The 15,813-nt window shown below is 72.7% G+C and carries 14 protein-coding genes; 11 read left to right on the top strand and 3 right to left on the bottom strand.

Annotated features, from left to right (window positions below; all coding sequences use genetic code 11):
- Positions 1-64: 64 nt before the first annotated feature.
- From HHX31_RS16760 to HHX31_RS16735, 6 genes are all read left to right on the top strand, one after another.
- Positions 65-829 carry an SDR family NAD(P)-dependent oxidoreductase gene (locus tag HHX31_RS16760; RefSeq protein ID WP_169949192.1) on the top strand — a complete coding sequence of 255 codons (765 nt, stop codon included), beginning with the start codon at positions 65-67 and terminating at the stop codon, positions 827-829.
- 18 nt (positions 830-847) lie between these two features.
- Complete coding sequence (locus HHX31_RS16755; protein ID WP_169949191.1) at positions 848-1,552, top strand: FadR/GntR family transcriptional regulator; 705 nt, start codon at positions 848-850, stop codon at positions 1,550-1,552.
- The gene (gene dgoD, locus HHX31_RS16750; RefSeq protein WP_169949190.1) at positions 1,549-2,694 is read left to right on the top strand and encodes a galactonate dehydratase; all 1,146 of its coding nucleotides are present in this window, start codon (positions 1,549-1,551) and stop codon (positions 2,692-2,694) included. The genes HHX31_RS16755 and dgoD overlap by 4 nt, the downstream gene beginning before the upstream one ends.
- A gap of 5 nt (positions 2,695-2,699) precedes the next feature.
- Complete coding sequence (locus HHX31_RS16745; protein WP_211589794.1) at positions 2,700-3,332, top strand: bifunctional 4-hydroxy-2-oxoglutarate aldolase/2-dehydro-3-deoxy-phosphogluconate aldolase; 633 nt, start codon at positions 2,700-2,702, stop codon at positions 3,330-3,332.
- Positions 3,329-4,273, top strand: a complete 945-nt coding sequence (locus HHX31_RS16740; protein WP_211589793.1) for a sugar kinase — start codon at positions 3,329-3,331, stop codon at positions 4,271-4,273. Before HHX31_RS16745 ends, HHX31_RS16740 begins: the two co-directional genes overlap by 4 nt.
- A 143-nt stretch (positions 4,274-4,416) precedes the next feature.
- Positions 4,417-4,896, top strand: a complete 480-nt coding sequence (locus tag HHX31_RS16735; RefSeq protein ID WP_211589792.1) for a hypothetical protein — start codon at positions 4,417-4,419, stop codon at positions 4,894-4,896.
- A gap of 22 nt (positions 4,897-4,918) precedes the next feature.
- On the opposite strand, the gene HHX31_RS16730 is transcribed toward HHX31_RS16735, so the two are convergent.
- The gene (locus tag HHX31_RS16730; protein ID WP_169949187.1) at positions 4,919-9,139 is read right to left on the bottom strand and encodes a BTAD domain-containing putative transcriptional regulator; all 4,221 of its coding nucleotides are present in this window, start codon (positions 9,137-9,139) and stop codon (positions 4,919-4,921) included.
- Between the two features lie 222 nt (positions 9,140-9,361).
- Between HHX31_RS16730 and HHX31_RS16725 the strand changes: the two genes are divergently transcribed.
- From HHX31_RS16725 to HHX31_RS16715, 3 genes are all read left to right on the top strand, one after another.
- Positions 9,362-9,940 (top strand): peptidase inhibitor family I36 protein, encoded by a 579-nt coding sequence (locus HHX31_RS16725; RefSeq protein ID WP_169949186.1) that lies wholly within the window; start codon positions 9,362-9,364, stop codon positions 9,938-9,940.
- A gap of 165 nt (positions 9,941-10,105) precedes the next feature.
- Positions 10,106-10,654, top strand: a complete 549-nt coding sequence (locus tag HHX31_RS16720) for a dihydrofolate reductase family protein (RefSeq protein ID WP_169949185.1) — start codon at positions 10,106-10,108, stop codon at positions 10,652-10,654.
- Between the two features lie 38 nt (positions 10,655-10,692).
- A complete protein-coding gene (locus tag HHX31_RS16715) occupies positions 10,693-11,232 on the top strand; it encodes an NUDIX hydrolase (protein ID WP_311931835.1) in 540 nt (179 codons plus the stop codon).
- 49 nt (positions 11,233-11,281) lie between these two features.
- On the opposite strand, the gene HHX31_RS16710 is transcribed toward HHX31_RS16715, so the two are convergent.
- Entirely contained in the window at positions 11,282-11,794 is a 513-nt protein-coding gene (locus tag HHX31_RS16710) for a MarR family winged helix-turn-helix transcriptional regulator (RefSeq protein ID WP_169949184.1), read from the bottom strand.
- Between the two features lie 89 nt (positions 11,795-11,883).
- On the opposite strand from HHX31_RS16710, the gene HHX31_RS16705 reads away from it, so the two are divergent.
- Positions 11,884-14,151, top strand: a complete 2,268-nt coding sequence (locus HHX31_RS16705) for an LLM class flavin-dependent oxidoreductase (protein ID WP_169949183.1) — start codon at positions 11,884-11,886, stop codon at positions 14,149-14,151.
- Between the two features lie 179 nt (positions 14,152-14,330).
- Entirely contained in the window at positions 14,331-14,942 is a 612-nt protein-coding gene (locus HHX31_RS16700; protein WP_169949182.1) for a DinB family protein, read from the top strand.
- Positions 14,943-14,969: 27 nt separating this feature from the next.
- Here HHX31_RS16700 and HHX31_RS16695 read toward each other — a convergent pair whose 3' ends face one another.
- Positions 14,970-15,560 carry a TetR/AcrR family transcriptional regulator gene (locus HHX31_RS16695; RefSeq protein WP_169949181.1) on the bottom strand — a complete coding sequence of 197 codons (591 nt, stop codon included), beginning with the start codon at positions 15,558-15,560 and terminating at the stop codon, positions 14,970-14,972.
- Positions 15,561-15,813: the final 253 nt, after the last annotated feature.

Genomic DNA, 15,813 nt, shown 5'->3' with positions numbered 1-15,813 from the left:
GCGGCGCACGTAACGCGCCTGTCAATTAATTGTCATAAAAAAACACTTATCGTAGAGTGGCGGCGTGAACCTCCCCGGACCTTCCACGGAGGCCGGATGCTGCGCGGTCGTGACCGGCGCCGCCTCCGGCATCGGCGCCGCCACCGCCAGGCGTATCGGCGCGACGGGCATGCCCGTCCTGCTGTGCGACATCTCCCCGGCAGGGGAGGACGTCGCCGCGTCTGTCGCGGCGGCGGGCGGCACGGCAAGATTCGTGCGCATGGACGTCGGCGACGAGAACGCGTGGGGGGAGCTCCGCCGCGTCGCCCACCGGGAGTACGGCCCGGTGCGGCACCTCGTCAGCAACGCCTACGTCGTGGACGTGAGACCCGTGCACGACCTGGGCGCGGCATCGTGGAACCGGCAGCTGGAAGTGAACCTCACTGCCTCCTACCTGGCCTTTCGCACGCTACACGAGGACCTTGCGGCGACCTCGGGGGCGGTCGTCCTCGTCTCGTCCGTGCACGCCCTCGTCGGCCTGCCCGGCCATCCCGCGTACGCCGCGACGAAGGCGGCGCTCGTGGGCCTGGGCCGCCAGCTCGCCGTGGACTACGGTCCGGAGGTGCGCGTCAACACCGTGCTGCCCGGACCGATCATGTCCCCCGCGTGGGACCGTGTGGCGGACGAGGACCGGCGCCTCAGCGTCGAGGCCACGATCGCCAAGCGGTTCGGCGACCCCGCCGAGGTCGCCGCGGCGATCGCGTTCCTGCTGTCGGACGAGGCGTCCTACATCACCGCCACCACCCTCGTCGTCGACGGCGGCTGGAGCGCGACGAAGAACTCCTCCTGAGAGGGATGACCGCAGAGCATGAGCACCTACAAAGGGCGTGGCATCCACGGCCAGGTCGTCGAGATCATCGGCCGGCGCCTCGTCACCGGGCAGTTCGCCGAGAACGGGCGCATCGACCTCGTCGAGCTGGAGGCCGAGCTGCAGGTGTCCCGCACCGTAGTGCGCGAAGCGCTGAAAGTGCTCGCGGGCAAGGGCCTGGTCGACTCGCGGCAGAAGCGCGGCACGGTGGTGCGCCCCCGCGGCGAGTGGAACCTGCTCGACCCCGACGTCATCAGCTGGGAGTTCGAGAACCGGGGCAGCGAGATGCTCGGGCAGCTCGCCGAGGTGCGGCAGATGTTCGAACCGGCCGCCGCCGCGCTGGCCGCCGGCCGGCGCACCGACACCGACCTCGCCGAGCTGGAGGCGGCCCTGGAGGACATGACCGCCGCCACGACCCCGGCCGAGGCGGCCTCCGCCGACCTGCGGTTCCACCGCGCCGTCCTGGCCGCGACGGGCAACGAGCTGCTCGTCCGCATGGAGGTCGTCATCGAGTCCGTGCTGGCGGAGCGGGACCGCATCGTCCACGACGTCGTCACCGCGGACGACCCGGTGCCGAGCCACCTCGCCCTGCTCGACGCCATCAGGGCCGGGGACGGCGAGGCCGCCAGAACCCGCGCGCTCGCGCTGCTCGACAAGTCCATGGCCGACGCCGACCGCGCGGCCCGCCTCCAGGGAGACCGGTGAAGATCACGCGCATCGAGACGTTCCTGGTCCCGCCCCGGTGGCTGTTCTGCCGGGTGGAGACCGACGAGGGACACGTCGGCTGGGGCGAGCCGGTCGTCGAGGGGCGTGCCCACTCGGTCAGGGCGGCGGTAGGCGAGATCGCCGAACTGCTCCTCGGGGCGGACCCGCTGCGCATCGAGGACCACTGGCAGGTCATGACCAAGGGCGGCTTCTACCGCGGCGGGCCGGTGCTCGCCAGCGCCGTCGCCGGCCTCGACCAGGCCCTGTGGGACATCGCGGGCAAGGCCCGCGGCGTCCCCGTCCACGAACTGCTCGGCGGTCCCGTACGCGAGCACGTCAGGGCGTACGCCTGGATCGGCGGCGACGAGCCCGGCGAGATACAGGAGGAGGCCCGGCGCCAGGTGGAGGCCGGATTCTCCGCGGTGAAGATGAACGCCAGCGGACGCATGTCGCCCATCGCGGGCCCGGCGGAGATCGACGAAGTCATCGGTCGCGTCTCGGCGGTCCGCGAGGTGCTCGGCCCCGGCCGGGACGTCGCGGTCGACTTCCACGGCCGGGTGTCCTATCCCAACGCCCGGCGGCTGCTGCCGCTGCTCGAACCGCTCACGCCGCTGTTCGTCGAGGAACCCGTCGTGCCGGAGTCGCTGTCGCAGGTGCGCAGCCTCGTGGAGGCGTCCAACATCCCCATCGCCCTGGGCGAGCGGCTCTACTCCCGCTGGGACTTCCTGCCGGCGTTCCAGGCGGGCGTCGCCGTGGCGCAGCCGGACCTGTCCCACGCCGGCGGCATCTCGGAGGTCCGCCGCATCGCCGCGCAGGCCGAGGTGTTCGGCGCACTGCTCGCCCCCCACTGCCCGCTGGGACCGATCTCCCTGGCCTCCAGTCTGCAGGTGGCGTTCGCGACCCCCAACTTCCTCATCCAGGAACAGAGCATCGGCATCCACTACAACGACGGCAACGAACTGCTGGACTACCTCGTCGATCCGTCCGTCTTCGCCTTCGGCGACGGCCTGCTCCCCAGGCCGACGGGCCCCGGGCTCGGCATCGTGGTCGACGAGGCCGCCGTACGTGAGGCCGACAAGCGAGGGCACGCCTGGCGCTCTCCTGTCTGGCGTTATCCCGACCGCTCCTTCGCAGAATGGTGACCCGCGTGCACGCACACGACCTGCTCGACCTGCTCGGCGCCCGGCGGCTCCTGGCCATCGTCCGGGGCGACGACCCGGCGGCGGCGCTGCGCAGCATCGCCGTCCTCGCCGAGGAGGGCGTGACGCTGATGGAGGTCTCGCTCAGCGGCGCCGACGCGCTGTCGGTCATCAGGCAGGCGGCATCCGCCCTGGGCGACGGCGTGCACCTCGGCGCGGGGACCGTGCTGACCGCGCGGGACGCCGTCGCGGCCCGGGACGCGGGCGCGACGTTCGTCGTCACACCCGGCCTTGGCGAGGGAGTGGACGAGGCGCTGCGCCTCGGCCTGCCCGTGCTCGCCGGGGCGATGACCCCATCCGAGGTGATCGCCGCGACCGCGCGCGGCGCGGCCGCCGTCAAGCTCTTCCCCGCCTCCGCGGGAGGGCCCTCCTATCTGCGCGCGCTGCGCGACCCGTTCCCCGCCGTGCCGTTCGTCCCGGTCGGCGGTGTCGGCCTCGACAGCGTGCCCGCCTATCTGGAGGCCGGCGCCGTCGCGGTCGGCCTCGGCTCGCCGCTGCTCGGCGACGCCCCGCACGGCGGTGACCTGGACGACCTGCGCCGCCGCGTGAGAAGGGCGCTCGACACGGTGGGCGCCGCGTGAGGGCGGACGTCCTGACCATCGGCGAGGCCATGGTCACCGTCCGCTCCGCCGGGCCGCTGCGCCTCGGCGGCGGCTCGCACGTGTCCATGGCAGGCGCGGAGGCCAACGTCGCGATCGCCCTGTCCCGCCTCGGGCACACGGCCCGCTGGGCGGGCGCGCTCGGGCACGACGAGCCTGGCGAGCTGGTCCTGCGCACGCTGCGGGCCGAGGGCGTGCTGACCGACCACGTCGTGCGGCGTACGGACGCCCCGACGGGCCTGCTGCTCAGGGACGTGGCCGCCGGGGGCCGGGCCCGCGTGCACTACTACCGGGGGAACTCGGCCGCCTCGACGCTGTCGTGGGCCGAGGTGCGCCCGGCCGTCGACGCGGGTCAGGCAGGCCTGCACCTCACCGGCATCACGCCGGCGCTCGGGCCCGCGCCGCTGGAGGCGGTCGCCGCCGCCGCCAGGCAGGCGCGCGGCTCCGGCGCCTGGGTGAGCCTCGACGTCAACCACCGTTCCCTGCTGTGGTCCAGGGAGGAGGCCACGCGGGCACTGCGCCCGCTGCTGCCGTACGTCACGGCGCTCGTCGCGTCCGACGACGAGCTGGACCTGGTGGCGGACGGCGACGGTGAACGCGACCGCGTGGCGGCCCTGCTGGACGCCGGTGTCGAAGAGGTCGTCGTCAAGCGGGGCCCGGCGGGCGCGAGCTACCACGACGCGCGGACCTCGTTCGACGTCCCGGCTCGTACGGTGCCCGTGGTGGACGTCGTCGGCGCGGGCGACGCGTTCACCGCCGGGTATCTGTCCGGACGGCTCGACGGGCTCGACGCGTACGGCAGGCTCGAACGGGCGACCCTGCTGGGGGCCGCCAGCGTCTCCTGCGCCGGGGACTGGGAAGGGCTGCCCACCCGCGCCGAACTGCCCGCCCTGGACCTGCCGGAAGGGGAGACACTGCGCTGACGCCGCCGGTGATCTCCGCGAGCCCCGGCGCGCCGATCCGATGGGCGAGCCACCGGGCGCGGCACGTGACGGGGATGGAACCTCGCGCCGCCTCCTGACGTATGGGGAACGACGTCGCGGGTTCCCTCATGGAGGAGGTCGGTGTGGCTATCAGACGGGGCCTGTGTGTCCTGGGCGCACTTGTCGCGGCAGCCGGATGCTCGGCGGGTGGCCAGGCGCCCGAGGCCGGGGACGCCGGGCGTCCGACCGGCCCGTGCGCGTCCGTCGTCAGCCGGGACGCGCTGCCGGCCTGGGCGCGCGGGGGCTTCAGCGACGACGGATCGGGGATTCCGCACGTGTTCGGCGAGCGCGGCGACATACTCGCCGTGCTGTTCGAGTATCCGCCGAAGGCGTCCACCGATCCCGACGAAAGCAACAAGATCCTGTGGGTGTCGCGGCTGCCGCAGGAGCCGATGCGGCCGCTGGAGATCGAGGCGCGTCTCGACGGGACGACGACCTCGGTGACCCGAGAGCTCACGGGAGGCGCCGGGCCCTCGGCGGTCAGCCTGCCCACGGCCGGCTGCTGGCGCCTGACCTTGAACTGGTCGGGGCACACCGACACCATGGCGCTCACGTTCGTCTGACCGCGCGCCGGCACGTGGTCCCTCAGCACGTCGGGCGGTAGTCGAGCGTGGGGAAGTAGGCGGCCCACTCCGCGCGGGTGAGGTCGCGGCCGATCTCCGTGCAGAGCCGCTCCACGAGCGCTTCGGGCCGGAGCCCCCAGCGGATGATCCGGCCGTCCTCGCCACCGGAGATCAGGTCTCCGCCTGCGGTGAAGGCGAGGCCCCTGATCGGAGCCGTGTGGCCGGTCAGCGTGGCCGACGGCCGCATCGTCCCGAGGTCCCAGACGACGATCGTGCGGTCGTCGCCCGCGGACGCGAGCGAACGGCCGTCCCGGCTGAAGGCGAGGACCTGGATCGGAGCCGTATGGCCGGTCAGCGTGCCGCGCCCCGCCCCGGTCCGCGTGTCCCAGAGCTTGACGGTGCGGTCGGCGCCCGCCGTGGCGATCGACGTGCCGTCCGGGCTGAAGGCGACGTCGAGCACCGAGCCCTGCCCGGTCCTGAGGGCGCGGACCTCCCGGTTCCGGGCGAGGTCCCAGACGGTGAGGTCACCGGCGGGGCCGGTCGTGGCGAGCAGCGGCTCGCGAGGGGCGAACGCCAGCGCGGAGACGAGGTATCCGCCCGGGAGCGGCGCCTCGACCGGCTTCGCCGGATCGCCGACGTCCCAGCGGAACCGGCCGAGCGCGGTGGCGACGAGGAAGCGCCCGCGCGGATCGAAGCCGACGTCGGTGGACGCGCCGAGCCCCTGGTAGGCGGCCTTGCCGAGCCTGCGTCCGCTGGCGGCGTCCCAGAGGGTAAGCGTGTGGCTGCGGGTGACGGTCGCGAGCCGGCGCCCGTCCGGGCTGAAGGCGACGGCCCGCACATGGTCGGAGTGGCCGCCGATCGTGGCGACCGGGTTTCCGCGCTCGTCCCACAGCCGGACGGTCCTGTCGCTGCTCGCCGACGCCACGAGCCGGCCGTCCGCGCTGATCTCGATGTCGTTCACGGCCTGGCTGTGTCCGCTGAACGGGGGAACGGCGCGCTCGCGGACCACGATGGTCCGGCCGAGCCCGCCCGAGGCGAGCGTCGAGCCGTCGGCGCTCAGGGCGAGGGACAGCGTCTCCGTGCGGCTTCTGTCCTGGTAGGTCGCGACGGGCTGCCGTCGCGCCACGTCCCAGATCGTGATCAGGCCGTCCTCGTCGGCGACGGCGATCCGGCCGGCGACCGGAGCGGACATGTCCCAGGTGTACGGCGAACTCTTCGGCAGCCCCGGCAGCCGGGTCACATGGTCGTGCGCGATCCGCCAGAACCGCACTCCGTAGTGCGACGAGCCCGTGGCGAGGGTTCCGTTCGCGGGATCGAAGCCCAGCCTGTGGACGTTCACGGCGTCGAGCGCCGCGACCTTCGCCCCGGAGGAGACGTCCCACACGAGGGGGTTCTCGGTTCCGCCCGTGGCCGACACCAGCGACGCCTGGTCGGGACTGAAGGCGAGCGCCACGACCTCCTCCCGGTGTCCCTTGAGCGTGCGCATGGTCCCGTCGCGCAGGTCCCACAGCTCGACCGCGCCCTTGCCCGCCCCGACCGCGATCCTCGTGCCGTCGGGGCTCAGCGCCATCGCGTCGGTGAGCCTGTCCTCCTGCCGCCGGAACACGGGCAAGCGGGAGGCCACGTCCCAGACGACGACCACGCCCCTGCTCGATCCGAGCGCGGCGTCCCTGACCACGGAGGCGAGCAGCCTGCCGTCGCGGCTGAACGCCGCCGCCCTGGCGTGGATCTCCCCCGGTCCCGTACGGGTCAGAGCACCTGGGAACGTGGCGACCCGCTCGCGGGCCCGCACGTCCCAGAGGGCGACGGCTCCGTCGGTGCCGGCCGACGCCAGGCGCGACCCGTCCGGGCTGAACACTAGGCCGAAGACCGCCGGCCCTTCCTGGTTGAGCTCGATGCGGCGGCGCGCGGCGGCCGACACGCTCAGCAGCGCGCCCCGTGTCTCGGGCTCGGGGTCGAGCCGGAACGCCGCGATCGCCAGCAGACCGGCGAGGTCGGGGTCGGTGCCGAGGAGCGATCGCGCCTGCAGCGACTGCTGCCGCGACAGGGCGACCAGTTGCTGGTGGGCGGCCTCCCTGCCCTGGAGCACGGCCACGCCGCCGCCGAGCAGGGCGAGCAGGAAGAGCACGGCCATCCCGGCCAGGAGGCGTTGCAGCAGCCGGGTGCGGCGCCGCGCCGTGGTGCGCTCGCTCTCCTCCAGCGCGCGGCTGGCCAGAAGGAAGGCGCTTTCGGTGTCGTTGAGCTCCTGCGGGTGATCATCGGCCCAGGTCCTGGCGACGAGAAGCTGGGCGCCCCGATACAGGGCCCCCTGGTCACGGCCCAAGTCCGACCACAACTGGGCGGCGTCGGTGAGCCGCCGGTGGACGAACAGGTTCTCGCGGTCGCCGGTGAGCCATTCGTGAAGCCGCGGCCAGGCCCTGATCAGCGCCTCGTGTGCCACGTCGACCGTCTCCTCCGCGAGGACGACGAGTCGCGCGGCGGCGAGCCGGTCGAGCACGCGTGCGGTGACGCCGGGGTCGGCGACGCCGACGAGTTCCGCCCGGGCGATGGGACGCCTGGTGTCCTCGGTGCCGTCTCCCAGCGCGGTCAGCCGGAGGAAGATCCGGCGTGCCGCCCGCCGCTCCGCCGGGGCGAACTCGCCGTAGACGCGTTCCGCGCTCTGCGCGATCGCGCCGCGTACGCCGCCGGCGGCCTGGTAGTCCGGCAGCGTGAGCCTCGATCCTGTGGCGTTCCGCCAGGTCTCCAGCAACGCGTGCGAGACCAGCGGCAGGCTGCCCGGTTCCTCGGCGGCGTCGGCCAGCACCGTGGCGAGCAGGTCGGGCGCCACGGTGAGCCCCGCCCGTGCGGCGGGCCGTACGACGATCTCCCGGAGGTCCGGCGACGACATCGGCCCGACGAGCATCTGCGCCTCCCCGCCGAGCGCCTCGACCAGGGCGGGGTGCTGGGTCAGGTGGGCGAGGAAGTCGGCGCGCACGCCGAGCACGAGGGCGACGCGGCCCGCGTCGAGGGCGATGCCGAGGAGCACCTCGACGAACCGGCGGCGCTCCGCGTCGTCGGCGCAGAGCGTGAAGGTCTCCTCGAACTGGTCGACCACCAGCAGCAGCCGGGCCTGCGACGTCCCGCGCAGTGCGACGGCCAGGGCGTCCGGATCCCGGGCCAGGTCGTCGCGCAGCGCCACCGGGTCGCCACCGGTCGCCTTCGCCACCACGTCGGCCAGCGTGTCCAGCGGGTGTTCGCCCGGCGTCATGAGCAACCCCCGTGCGGGCGTCCCCTGACCGTCCCCGTTCGGCATGGACCCCAGCAGGCCGGCGCGCAGCAGAGACGACTTGCCGCTTCCCGACGCGCCGAACACGCCGACCACGGGCAGCCGGCCGGCCAGTTCGCGGAGCCGTTCGACCAGGTGGGAACGGCCGAAGAACCACTCCGCGTCCTCCGGCTGGAACGCCATCAGGCCCCGGTATGGGCAGTCGTCCGTCTTCCGCCGCTCCGCGGCCGGGGCGAGTGCCGGGAGGAGGTCCTCGTCCCCGCGGAGCATCGCCTCGTGCAGACGCCGGAGCATGGGGCCGGGCTCGATGCCGAGCTGGGCGTTCAAGAGGTCGCGGGCCCGGCGGAAGACCTCCAGCGCCTCGGCCTGGCGCCCGGACCGGTACAGCGCGAGCATGAGATGCCCGTGCAGGCTCTCGCGGTACGGATGCTCCTCGACGAGGCCGGCGAGTTCGGCGGCCACCTCGGCGTGCCGTCCCAGCGCGAGTTCGGTCTCCACCAGCCGCTCGTACGCGATGAGCCGCGACTCCTCCAGCCGCCGGGCCTCGTCGGCGACGAGCGGGCAGTCGGCGAACTCCGCGAAAGCCGGCCCCCGCCAGAGGCTCAGCGCCGCGCGCAGCCGGTCTCGGGCGGTTTCGAGGTCGCCCTCATCCAGGGCCGCGCTCGCCTGTGCGGCGAGGCCGTGGAACCGGGTCGCGTCGAGCGCGTCGGTGACGATCGCGTACCCGCCGGGCCGTCCTGGCAGGACGTGGGCGCCGTACGCCCGCCGTAGCTGGTGGATGTAGAGGTGGACGTTGCGCCGCGCGGACGCCGGCGGCCGGTCGCCCCAGACGGCGGTGATCAACCAGTCGACGGACACCGGCTGGCCCGCTCTGGAGAGCAGCGCGGCCAGGGTGAGCCGGAGTTTCGGCGCGCCGCCGACAGAGACCAGGTGACCATCGCGGGAAACGCTGAGCGGCCCCAGGACGTGAAATTCCACTCAGATTCCGCCTCTGTCCGGACGAGTGCAGAATCCAGGATCTCCGCCCGATTTGTCAATGATCCAGTCAGGGCGGTGGACCCTGGCGGAGCCGGGACGATTCGCGGGCGAAATCGGCCTCTATCAGGGGCTATACGCCCCATATACCGGCCCATCTGATGCTCGACCCACTCCCGCCCCCTGTGCGGGGCGAACTCTCCGGTTTCGTTTTGTGGAGGCACCATGCGCAAATCGAGGATCGTCGCCGTCCTGCTGGCCGGCATCGCGGCCGCGGCGGTCACCCTTACGGGGACCTCCGTGCACGCGGCGAGCGCGGCGGACGACCCGTCCCTGCTCCACCGACAGGCCCGCTCGGACACGGAGCTGCGTCAGCAGGTGGAGCTTCAGCTCAAGGTCGCCCCGGGAGGCGTCCAGACGAGCCGCAACGAGGTCTCCTACGACAAGGGCAGGTTCGTGGTGACCTACGCCCTCCCCGGTCAGGCCGCCCTGGCGGCCGGGGTCGCCGACTGCCCGTCCGGCTCGTTCTGCTTCTACGACGGGAAGGACTACGGATACCCCCGGGGAAAGCTCCGCGACTGCGGCTGGCAGGACCTCGCCACCTGGGGATGGAACGACCGCACGACCTCAGTGCACAACAACACCAACTGGCAGCTGGCCTTCATCGAGCACGATGACCTGGGTGTTCCGGCGTACGGCCATGGCTACGACTACTCGCTCTGGAGCTCCAGCCCGCATGCGGGCTGGAGCTACGTGGGGAACGCGAACAACAACCGCGCGGACCACGTGCAGCTGTTCTGCTGACGACGCCCCGACCCGGGCGGGCTCCTTCCTGGCCCGCCCGGGCCCGAGTCCTCCAGCCCGGGGCCTGGAGGACTCGGGCGCAACCGACAAATAAATTTGTCTTGACAGCTGAACCTGTCGGATGGGAGCCTTGGGTCACACGAGCACGAGACAGAGGAGATTCAGATGCGCAAGATCGTCGCCAGCTTCTTCATGTCCCTCGACGGCGTCGTCGAGGCGCCCGACCAGTGGCACTTCCCCTACTTCAGCGACGAGATGGGCGCGGCCGTCGGCGCGCTGATGACGGAGAGCGACGCGATGATGATGGGCCGGGTCACCTACGACGCCTGGGCCGCCTACTGGCCCGGCAAGACCGACAAGGACGACCCCTTCGCCGACTTCATCAACAACATCCGGAAGTACGTCGTCTCGTCCACCCTCGACACCGCCGAATGGCAGAACTCCACCCTCGTCAGCGGCGACCTGACCGAGGAGATCACGAAGCTCAAGCGGCAGCCGGGCAAGACCATCGGCATCAGCGGCAGCACGAACCTCGTCCGCTCGCTGATGCGGCACGGCCTGCTCGACGAGCTCAGGCTGCTGGTCCACCCCATCGTGGTCGGCAAGGGCCAGCGGCTGTTCGAGGAGGGCCTGGAGATCCCGATGAAGCTCACCTCCTCGGAGACCTTCCCCACGGGCGTGCTGTCCCTCGCCTATCAGCCCACGGAGAAGTGACCACCACGGCCGTCCGGCCGTCGGTAGTATCCGGCCACGTGACCGAAGCGCAGCCCGTGATCCGCCAGGTTTCCTCTCGCGTCGTCTACCGCAACGCCTGGATGACCGTGCGCGAGGACGCGATCGAGCGCCCCGACGGCTCCCCCGGCCTGTACGGCTACGTGGTCAGGCCAGACTTCGTCCTGGTCGTGCCGGAGGAGGACGACGGCTTCCACATCGTGGAGGAGTACCGCTACCCGATCGGCCGCCGCACCTGGAGCTTCCCCCAGGGCGTGGCCGAGGCGGACACCCGCGAGGACGAGGCCAGGCGCGAACTGGTGGAGGAGACCGGGCTCCGGGCCGACCTGCTGCGTTATCTGGGGCGCATGGACAACGCCCACGGGATGACCGACCAGGGGTTGCACGTCTACTGGGCCACCGGCCTCACCAAGGGGGAGCCCCGCCGCGAGCACACCGAGCAGGACATGCGCCAGCGATGGGTGCACCACGGCGAGTTCGAGCGGATGATCCTCGACGGAGCCGTCAGCGACTCGTCGTCCGTCGCCGCCTACCTGCTCTGGCGGCTCCGCCGCGGCTGACCGCGTGGCCGTGGGGCACCGCCGCGCCTGATCCCGTACGGGAACCTGGTCACGGCTCCCGGGTCAGCGCGGCCGATCGCGCGACGGCGGCGCAGCGGTCCTCACCGGGGGCCGCCCCGCTGGCGGCGTGCTCGAGCAGCGCCATCAGCACCCGCCGGTCCTCGGCCGGGAGCCCGGCGAGCAGTTCCTCCTCGGCCCGCGCCACACGCGCGTCGAGGTCGGCGAGGACGCGCCGGCCGTGCTCGGTCGGCACGATGCGCCGCGCGCGGCGGTCGGCCGGGTCCTGCCGGCGCTCCAGGAGGTCGCAGCCCTCGAACCTGTCGAGCAGATACGTCATGACGGTGCGGTCGATGCCGAGGCGGGCGGCGAGCGCGGCCTGGGTGGGCGGGGCGTCGTGGACGACAGCGGACAGCACCTGGTAGCCGCGCACCCCGTGCGGCAGGTCACGTGAGATGTCCTCCACGCGCGCGCTCCACTCCCGCAGCAGCACGGTGAGGGACCACCCGAGCACGGACCCCGGCGTGGACGGCGTCGGGGTTCCGGTCTCTTCGTGCGTGGTCACACCGTCCACCCTAACCCGGAATACGCTGATCCTCCGACCAGTTGTGCCGCATATAGTCTGTGTCGCAGATTATTTCTTGGAGGCCCGGCATGACGGACTACGGCCACGATCTGGCTTTCGGCACGTTCCTCACCCCGCAGAACCGGGACCCCGGGGAGCCGGTCCGGCTCGCTCAGGCCTCCGAGGCCGCGGGGCTCGATCTCGTGACGTTCCAGGACCATCCGTACCAGCCGGGGTTCCTGGACACCTGGACCCTTCTGTCCTGGGTGGCCGCGCGGACCGAGCGGATCACGGTCTCCGGCAACGTGCTGAACCTGCCGCTGCGCCCGCCCGCCGTGCTGGCCAGGGCCGCGGCCTCGCTCGACCTGCTCTCCGACGGCCGGTTCGCGCTCGGCATCGGCGCGGGCGGCTTCTGGGACGCGATCGAGGCCATGGGCGGCACCCGCCTGACCCCGGCGGAGTCGGTGACCGCCCTGGAGGAGGCGATCGAGATCATCCGCGGCGTCTGGGACGTGCGCGAGCGCCGCGTCCTGCGCGTCGACGGCGCGCACCACCACGTCTCCGGGGCCAAGCGCGGCCCCGCCCCCGCCCACGACATCCCGATCTGGGTCGGCGCCTACAAGCCGCGGATGCTGCGCCTGGTGGCGCGCGTCGCCGACGGCTGGCTGCCCAGCCTCGCCTATCTCAAGGACGGCGACCTGCGGCGCGGCAACGAGGTCATCGACGAGGCCGCGGCGGCGGCCGGACGCGACCCGGCGCAGGTGCGCCGCCTGCTGAACATCGGTGGCGAGGTGTCCGAGACCCGCGAGGGCTTCCTGCGCGGGCCGGTCGATCAGTGGGTGGAGGAGCTGACCGCGCTGGCGCTGGAGGACGGCGTCGGCACGTTCATCCTGGGCTCCGACGACCCGCGGCTCATCCAGATGTACGGCGAGGAGATCGCCCCCGCCGTCCGTGACGCGGTGGCGCGCGAGCGGGCCGTCGCCGGCACCGTCCCCGCGGCCGCCCGCCGTGGCACGGCAGCCATCGCGCTACGCCGCGACGGGATCGACTACGACAAGGTCCCGGCGAGCCTCGCGGCCGAGGCCGTCGAGCCCGGCGACCGCGCGTACGAGTCCGTGCGGCACAACTACCTGCGCGCTGGGTCTCCCGGCCTGGTGCTGCGCCCCCGCACCGTCGGCCAGGTCGTCGATGGGCTCGCGTACGCCCGGTCGCAGGACGTCCCGCTCGGCGTGCGCTCCGGCGGGCACGGGATCAGCGGCCGTTCCACGAACGACGGCGGCATCGTGCTCGACGTCGGCGCGCTCGACTCGGTGGAGGTCGTCGACCCGGCCACGCGCCGGGTGCGGCTGGGCGCGGGCGCGACCTGGGGCAGGGTCGCGGAGGCGCTGGTGCCGCACGGATGGGCGATCAGCTCGGGCGACTTCGGCGGAGTGGGCGTGGGAGGTCTCGCGACGACGGGCGGCATCGGCCTGCTCGGGCGAAAGTTCGGCCTGACGATCGACCACGTCGTCGCCGCGGAGGTCGTGACCGCCGACGGGCGGGTGCTGCACGCCTCGCCGGAGGAGAACCCCGACCTGTTCTGGGGCCTGCGCGGCGCCGGGGGCAACCTCGGGGTGGTGACCTGGGTCGAGATCGAGGCGATGGAGCTCGGCGAGGTCGTCTTCTCCCAGATGACCCTGGACGCCCGCGACACGGCCGGGCTGCTGCAACGCTGGGGGGCGGCCGTGGAGAAGGCGCCGCGTGAGCTGACGAGTTTCCTGATCCTGTCCCCGCCGCGCCGCGGCCAGGACGCGGTCGCCCAACTCCTCACCGTCTACGCCGGCTCGGACACCGCCGCCGCGGTGAACGAGCTGGAGCGGCTCGCCGAGGCGGGCCCGCTGCTGGGACACGAGGGATACCTGCTGCCCTACTCGGGCGTGGTGCGGCCGGCCGACAGGCACCACACCGGCGGCGGCGACCCCGCCGTACGCTCCGGGCTGGTCACCCACCTGGACGGCGACGTGAGCCACGCGTTCGAGAGGATCGCGCGCTCCGGGCTGTCCTACTTTCTCCAGATACGCGCCACCGGCGGGGCCGCGCACGACCTGGCTCCCGACGCCACCGCCTATCCACACCGGCACCAGAACTTCGCGCTCACCGCCATGGGCATCACCCAGTCGGGTCTGGACGCCGCGTGGGACGCCGAGGTCGCGCCGTACACCGACGGTCTCTACCTGTCCTTCGACACCGACACCCGGCCGGAGAGGCTGGCCGACGCGTTCGGGCCGAACCTCGCCCGGCTGCGGCAGGTCAAACGCGCCTACGACCCGGACAACGTGTTCCGCGCCAACTTCCCCATCCACCCGGCCGACGGCTGAGCGTCCCGCTCGAACCGGGGCAGCCCACTCCCGGACGTGGCCGAGCAGTTCCGGCGGGCCCCGACGACGCGGAAGTCCGCGCGGTGGGTCCGGAGCAGGGAGAGCGGCCGCGGCGTCCGGGTGCCGGTGTTCGCCATGCCGGCGATCGTCCCGCCGGTTCAGGTCAGGAGGTGACCGCTATGGCTCCTAGCGTGGTCCTCGACCGAGAGCGGAACAACGGAAGGCAGACGACTGTGACCGTCAACGAGCTGAGCACTCCCGGCGTCACCGGCGCGCCCGCCACCAGCGGCGAGCGCGCGGACCTGCTGGCGGCGCTGGCCCAGAGCCGGCACTTCCTGCGCCTCACCACCAGGGACCTGACCGACGAGCAGGCGGCGCGGCGGACCACGGCCAGCGAGCTGACCCTGGGCGGCCTGATCAAGCACGTCACCCTGGTCGAGCGGAGCTGGGCGAACTTCATCCTGGACGGTCCCTCGGCGATGGGCGGCGCCTCGGCCATGACCGAGGCCCAGCGAGCGTGGTGGGCCGACCAGTTCCGGATGCTGCCCGGGGAGACGCTCGCCGGTCTGCTGGCCGACTACGCCGAGGTGGCCCGCCGTACGGACGAACTGGTGGCCACCCTGCCCGACCTGGACGCGACCCAGCCGCTGCCGGAGGCCCCGTGGTTCGAGGCCGGGGCGCGATGGTCGGCCCGGCGGGTGCTGATGCAGATCATCTCCGAGACGGCCCAGCACGCCGGCCACGCCGACATCATCCGCGAGTCCCTGGACGGCGCCAAGAGCCTGGCCTGACGCGCGGTTCCCGGGACGGGCACGGCCTCACGCCGAGGGCGTGCCCGCCCGCGGCCCGTCCGCGGTTCGTTCCGTGAGCCGGACCGCCGCCTTCCTCGCCGCGCTCAGGATCTCCTCGGAAAGGGGGGAGCCCGCCGTCGCCCGGGCGAGCAGCAGAGCGCCCACGAGCGTGGACAGGGCCGCCAGGCCGGTCTCCCCGGGAGCGATCCACCCGGCCATGTCGCGGACTCCGGCGGCGTAGGTGTCGCGCAGTCCCGGCTCCCGGGCGAAATCACCGGCGAACCCGGCCGCCGGGCATCCGCTGCCGTGATCGTCACGTGCTTCCGGCGACAGATAAGAGTCGACCAGCGACGACCACGCGGCATCGTGACCACCCTCGCCGGCGTCCAAGGCCGCGAGACGCCGCAGCATGTCGGAGAACGCCTCGGCCGCCGCCTCGTCGACGAGCGCCGCCTTGGAGGCGAACTGCTTGTAGAAGCCGCCCTGCGTCATGCCGACCGACCGCATGACGTCGGCGACGCTCGCGTCGTGCACCCCCTTCTCGCGGAAAAGCCGCGAGGCGGACTCCACCACGCGCTGTCGATTGGCCCGTGCCTCGGCCTGCGTGACACGACTCATCTTCGACCCCTCGTCGCTCCATCACGAGACCGTGTCGGAGGCCTGTGCGGGCCGGACGTGGGATACCTCACGAACCCTCCCTGCATGATCTTTAAGATTATGATTGTAATCTATGGGGGGTCGCGATGCCTCCATACGCGTGTCCGACTCCAGAGATGCGCGGGTTCACCACGGGGCCCGCTCCCCCCCCTCTGGCTACCCTGGTGTCCGCTTTTTCACGAGAAGTCCGATTACCCCAGGCCGAACGCCGGCC

The organism is Microbispora sp. H11081 (genome assembly GCF_012999535.1).
Lineage (GTDB): Bacteria > Actinomycetota > Actinomycetes > Streptosporangiales > Streptosporangiaceae > Microbispora.
Note: the sequence above shows the minus strand (reverse complement) of the source record. Positions and strands in the feature narration are given on the sequence as shown.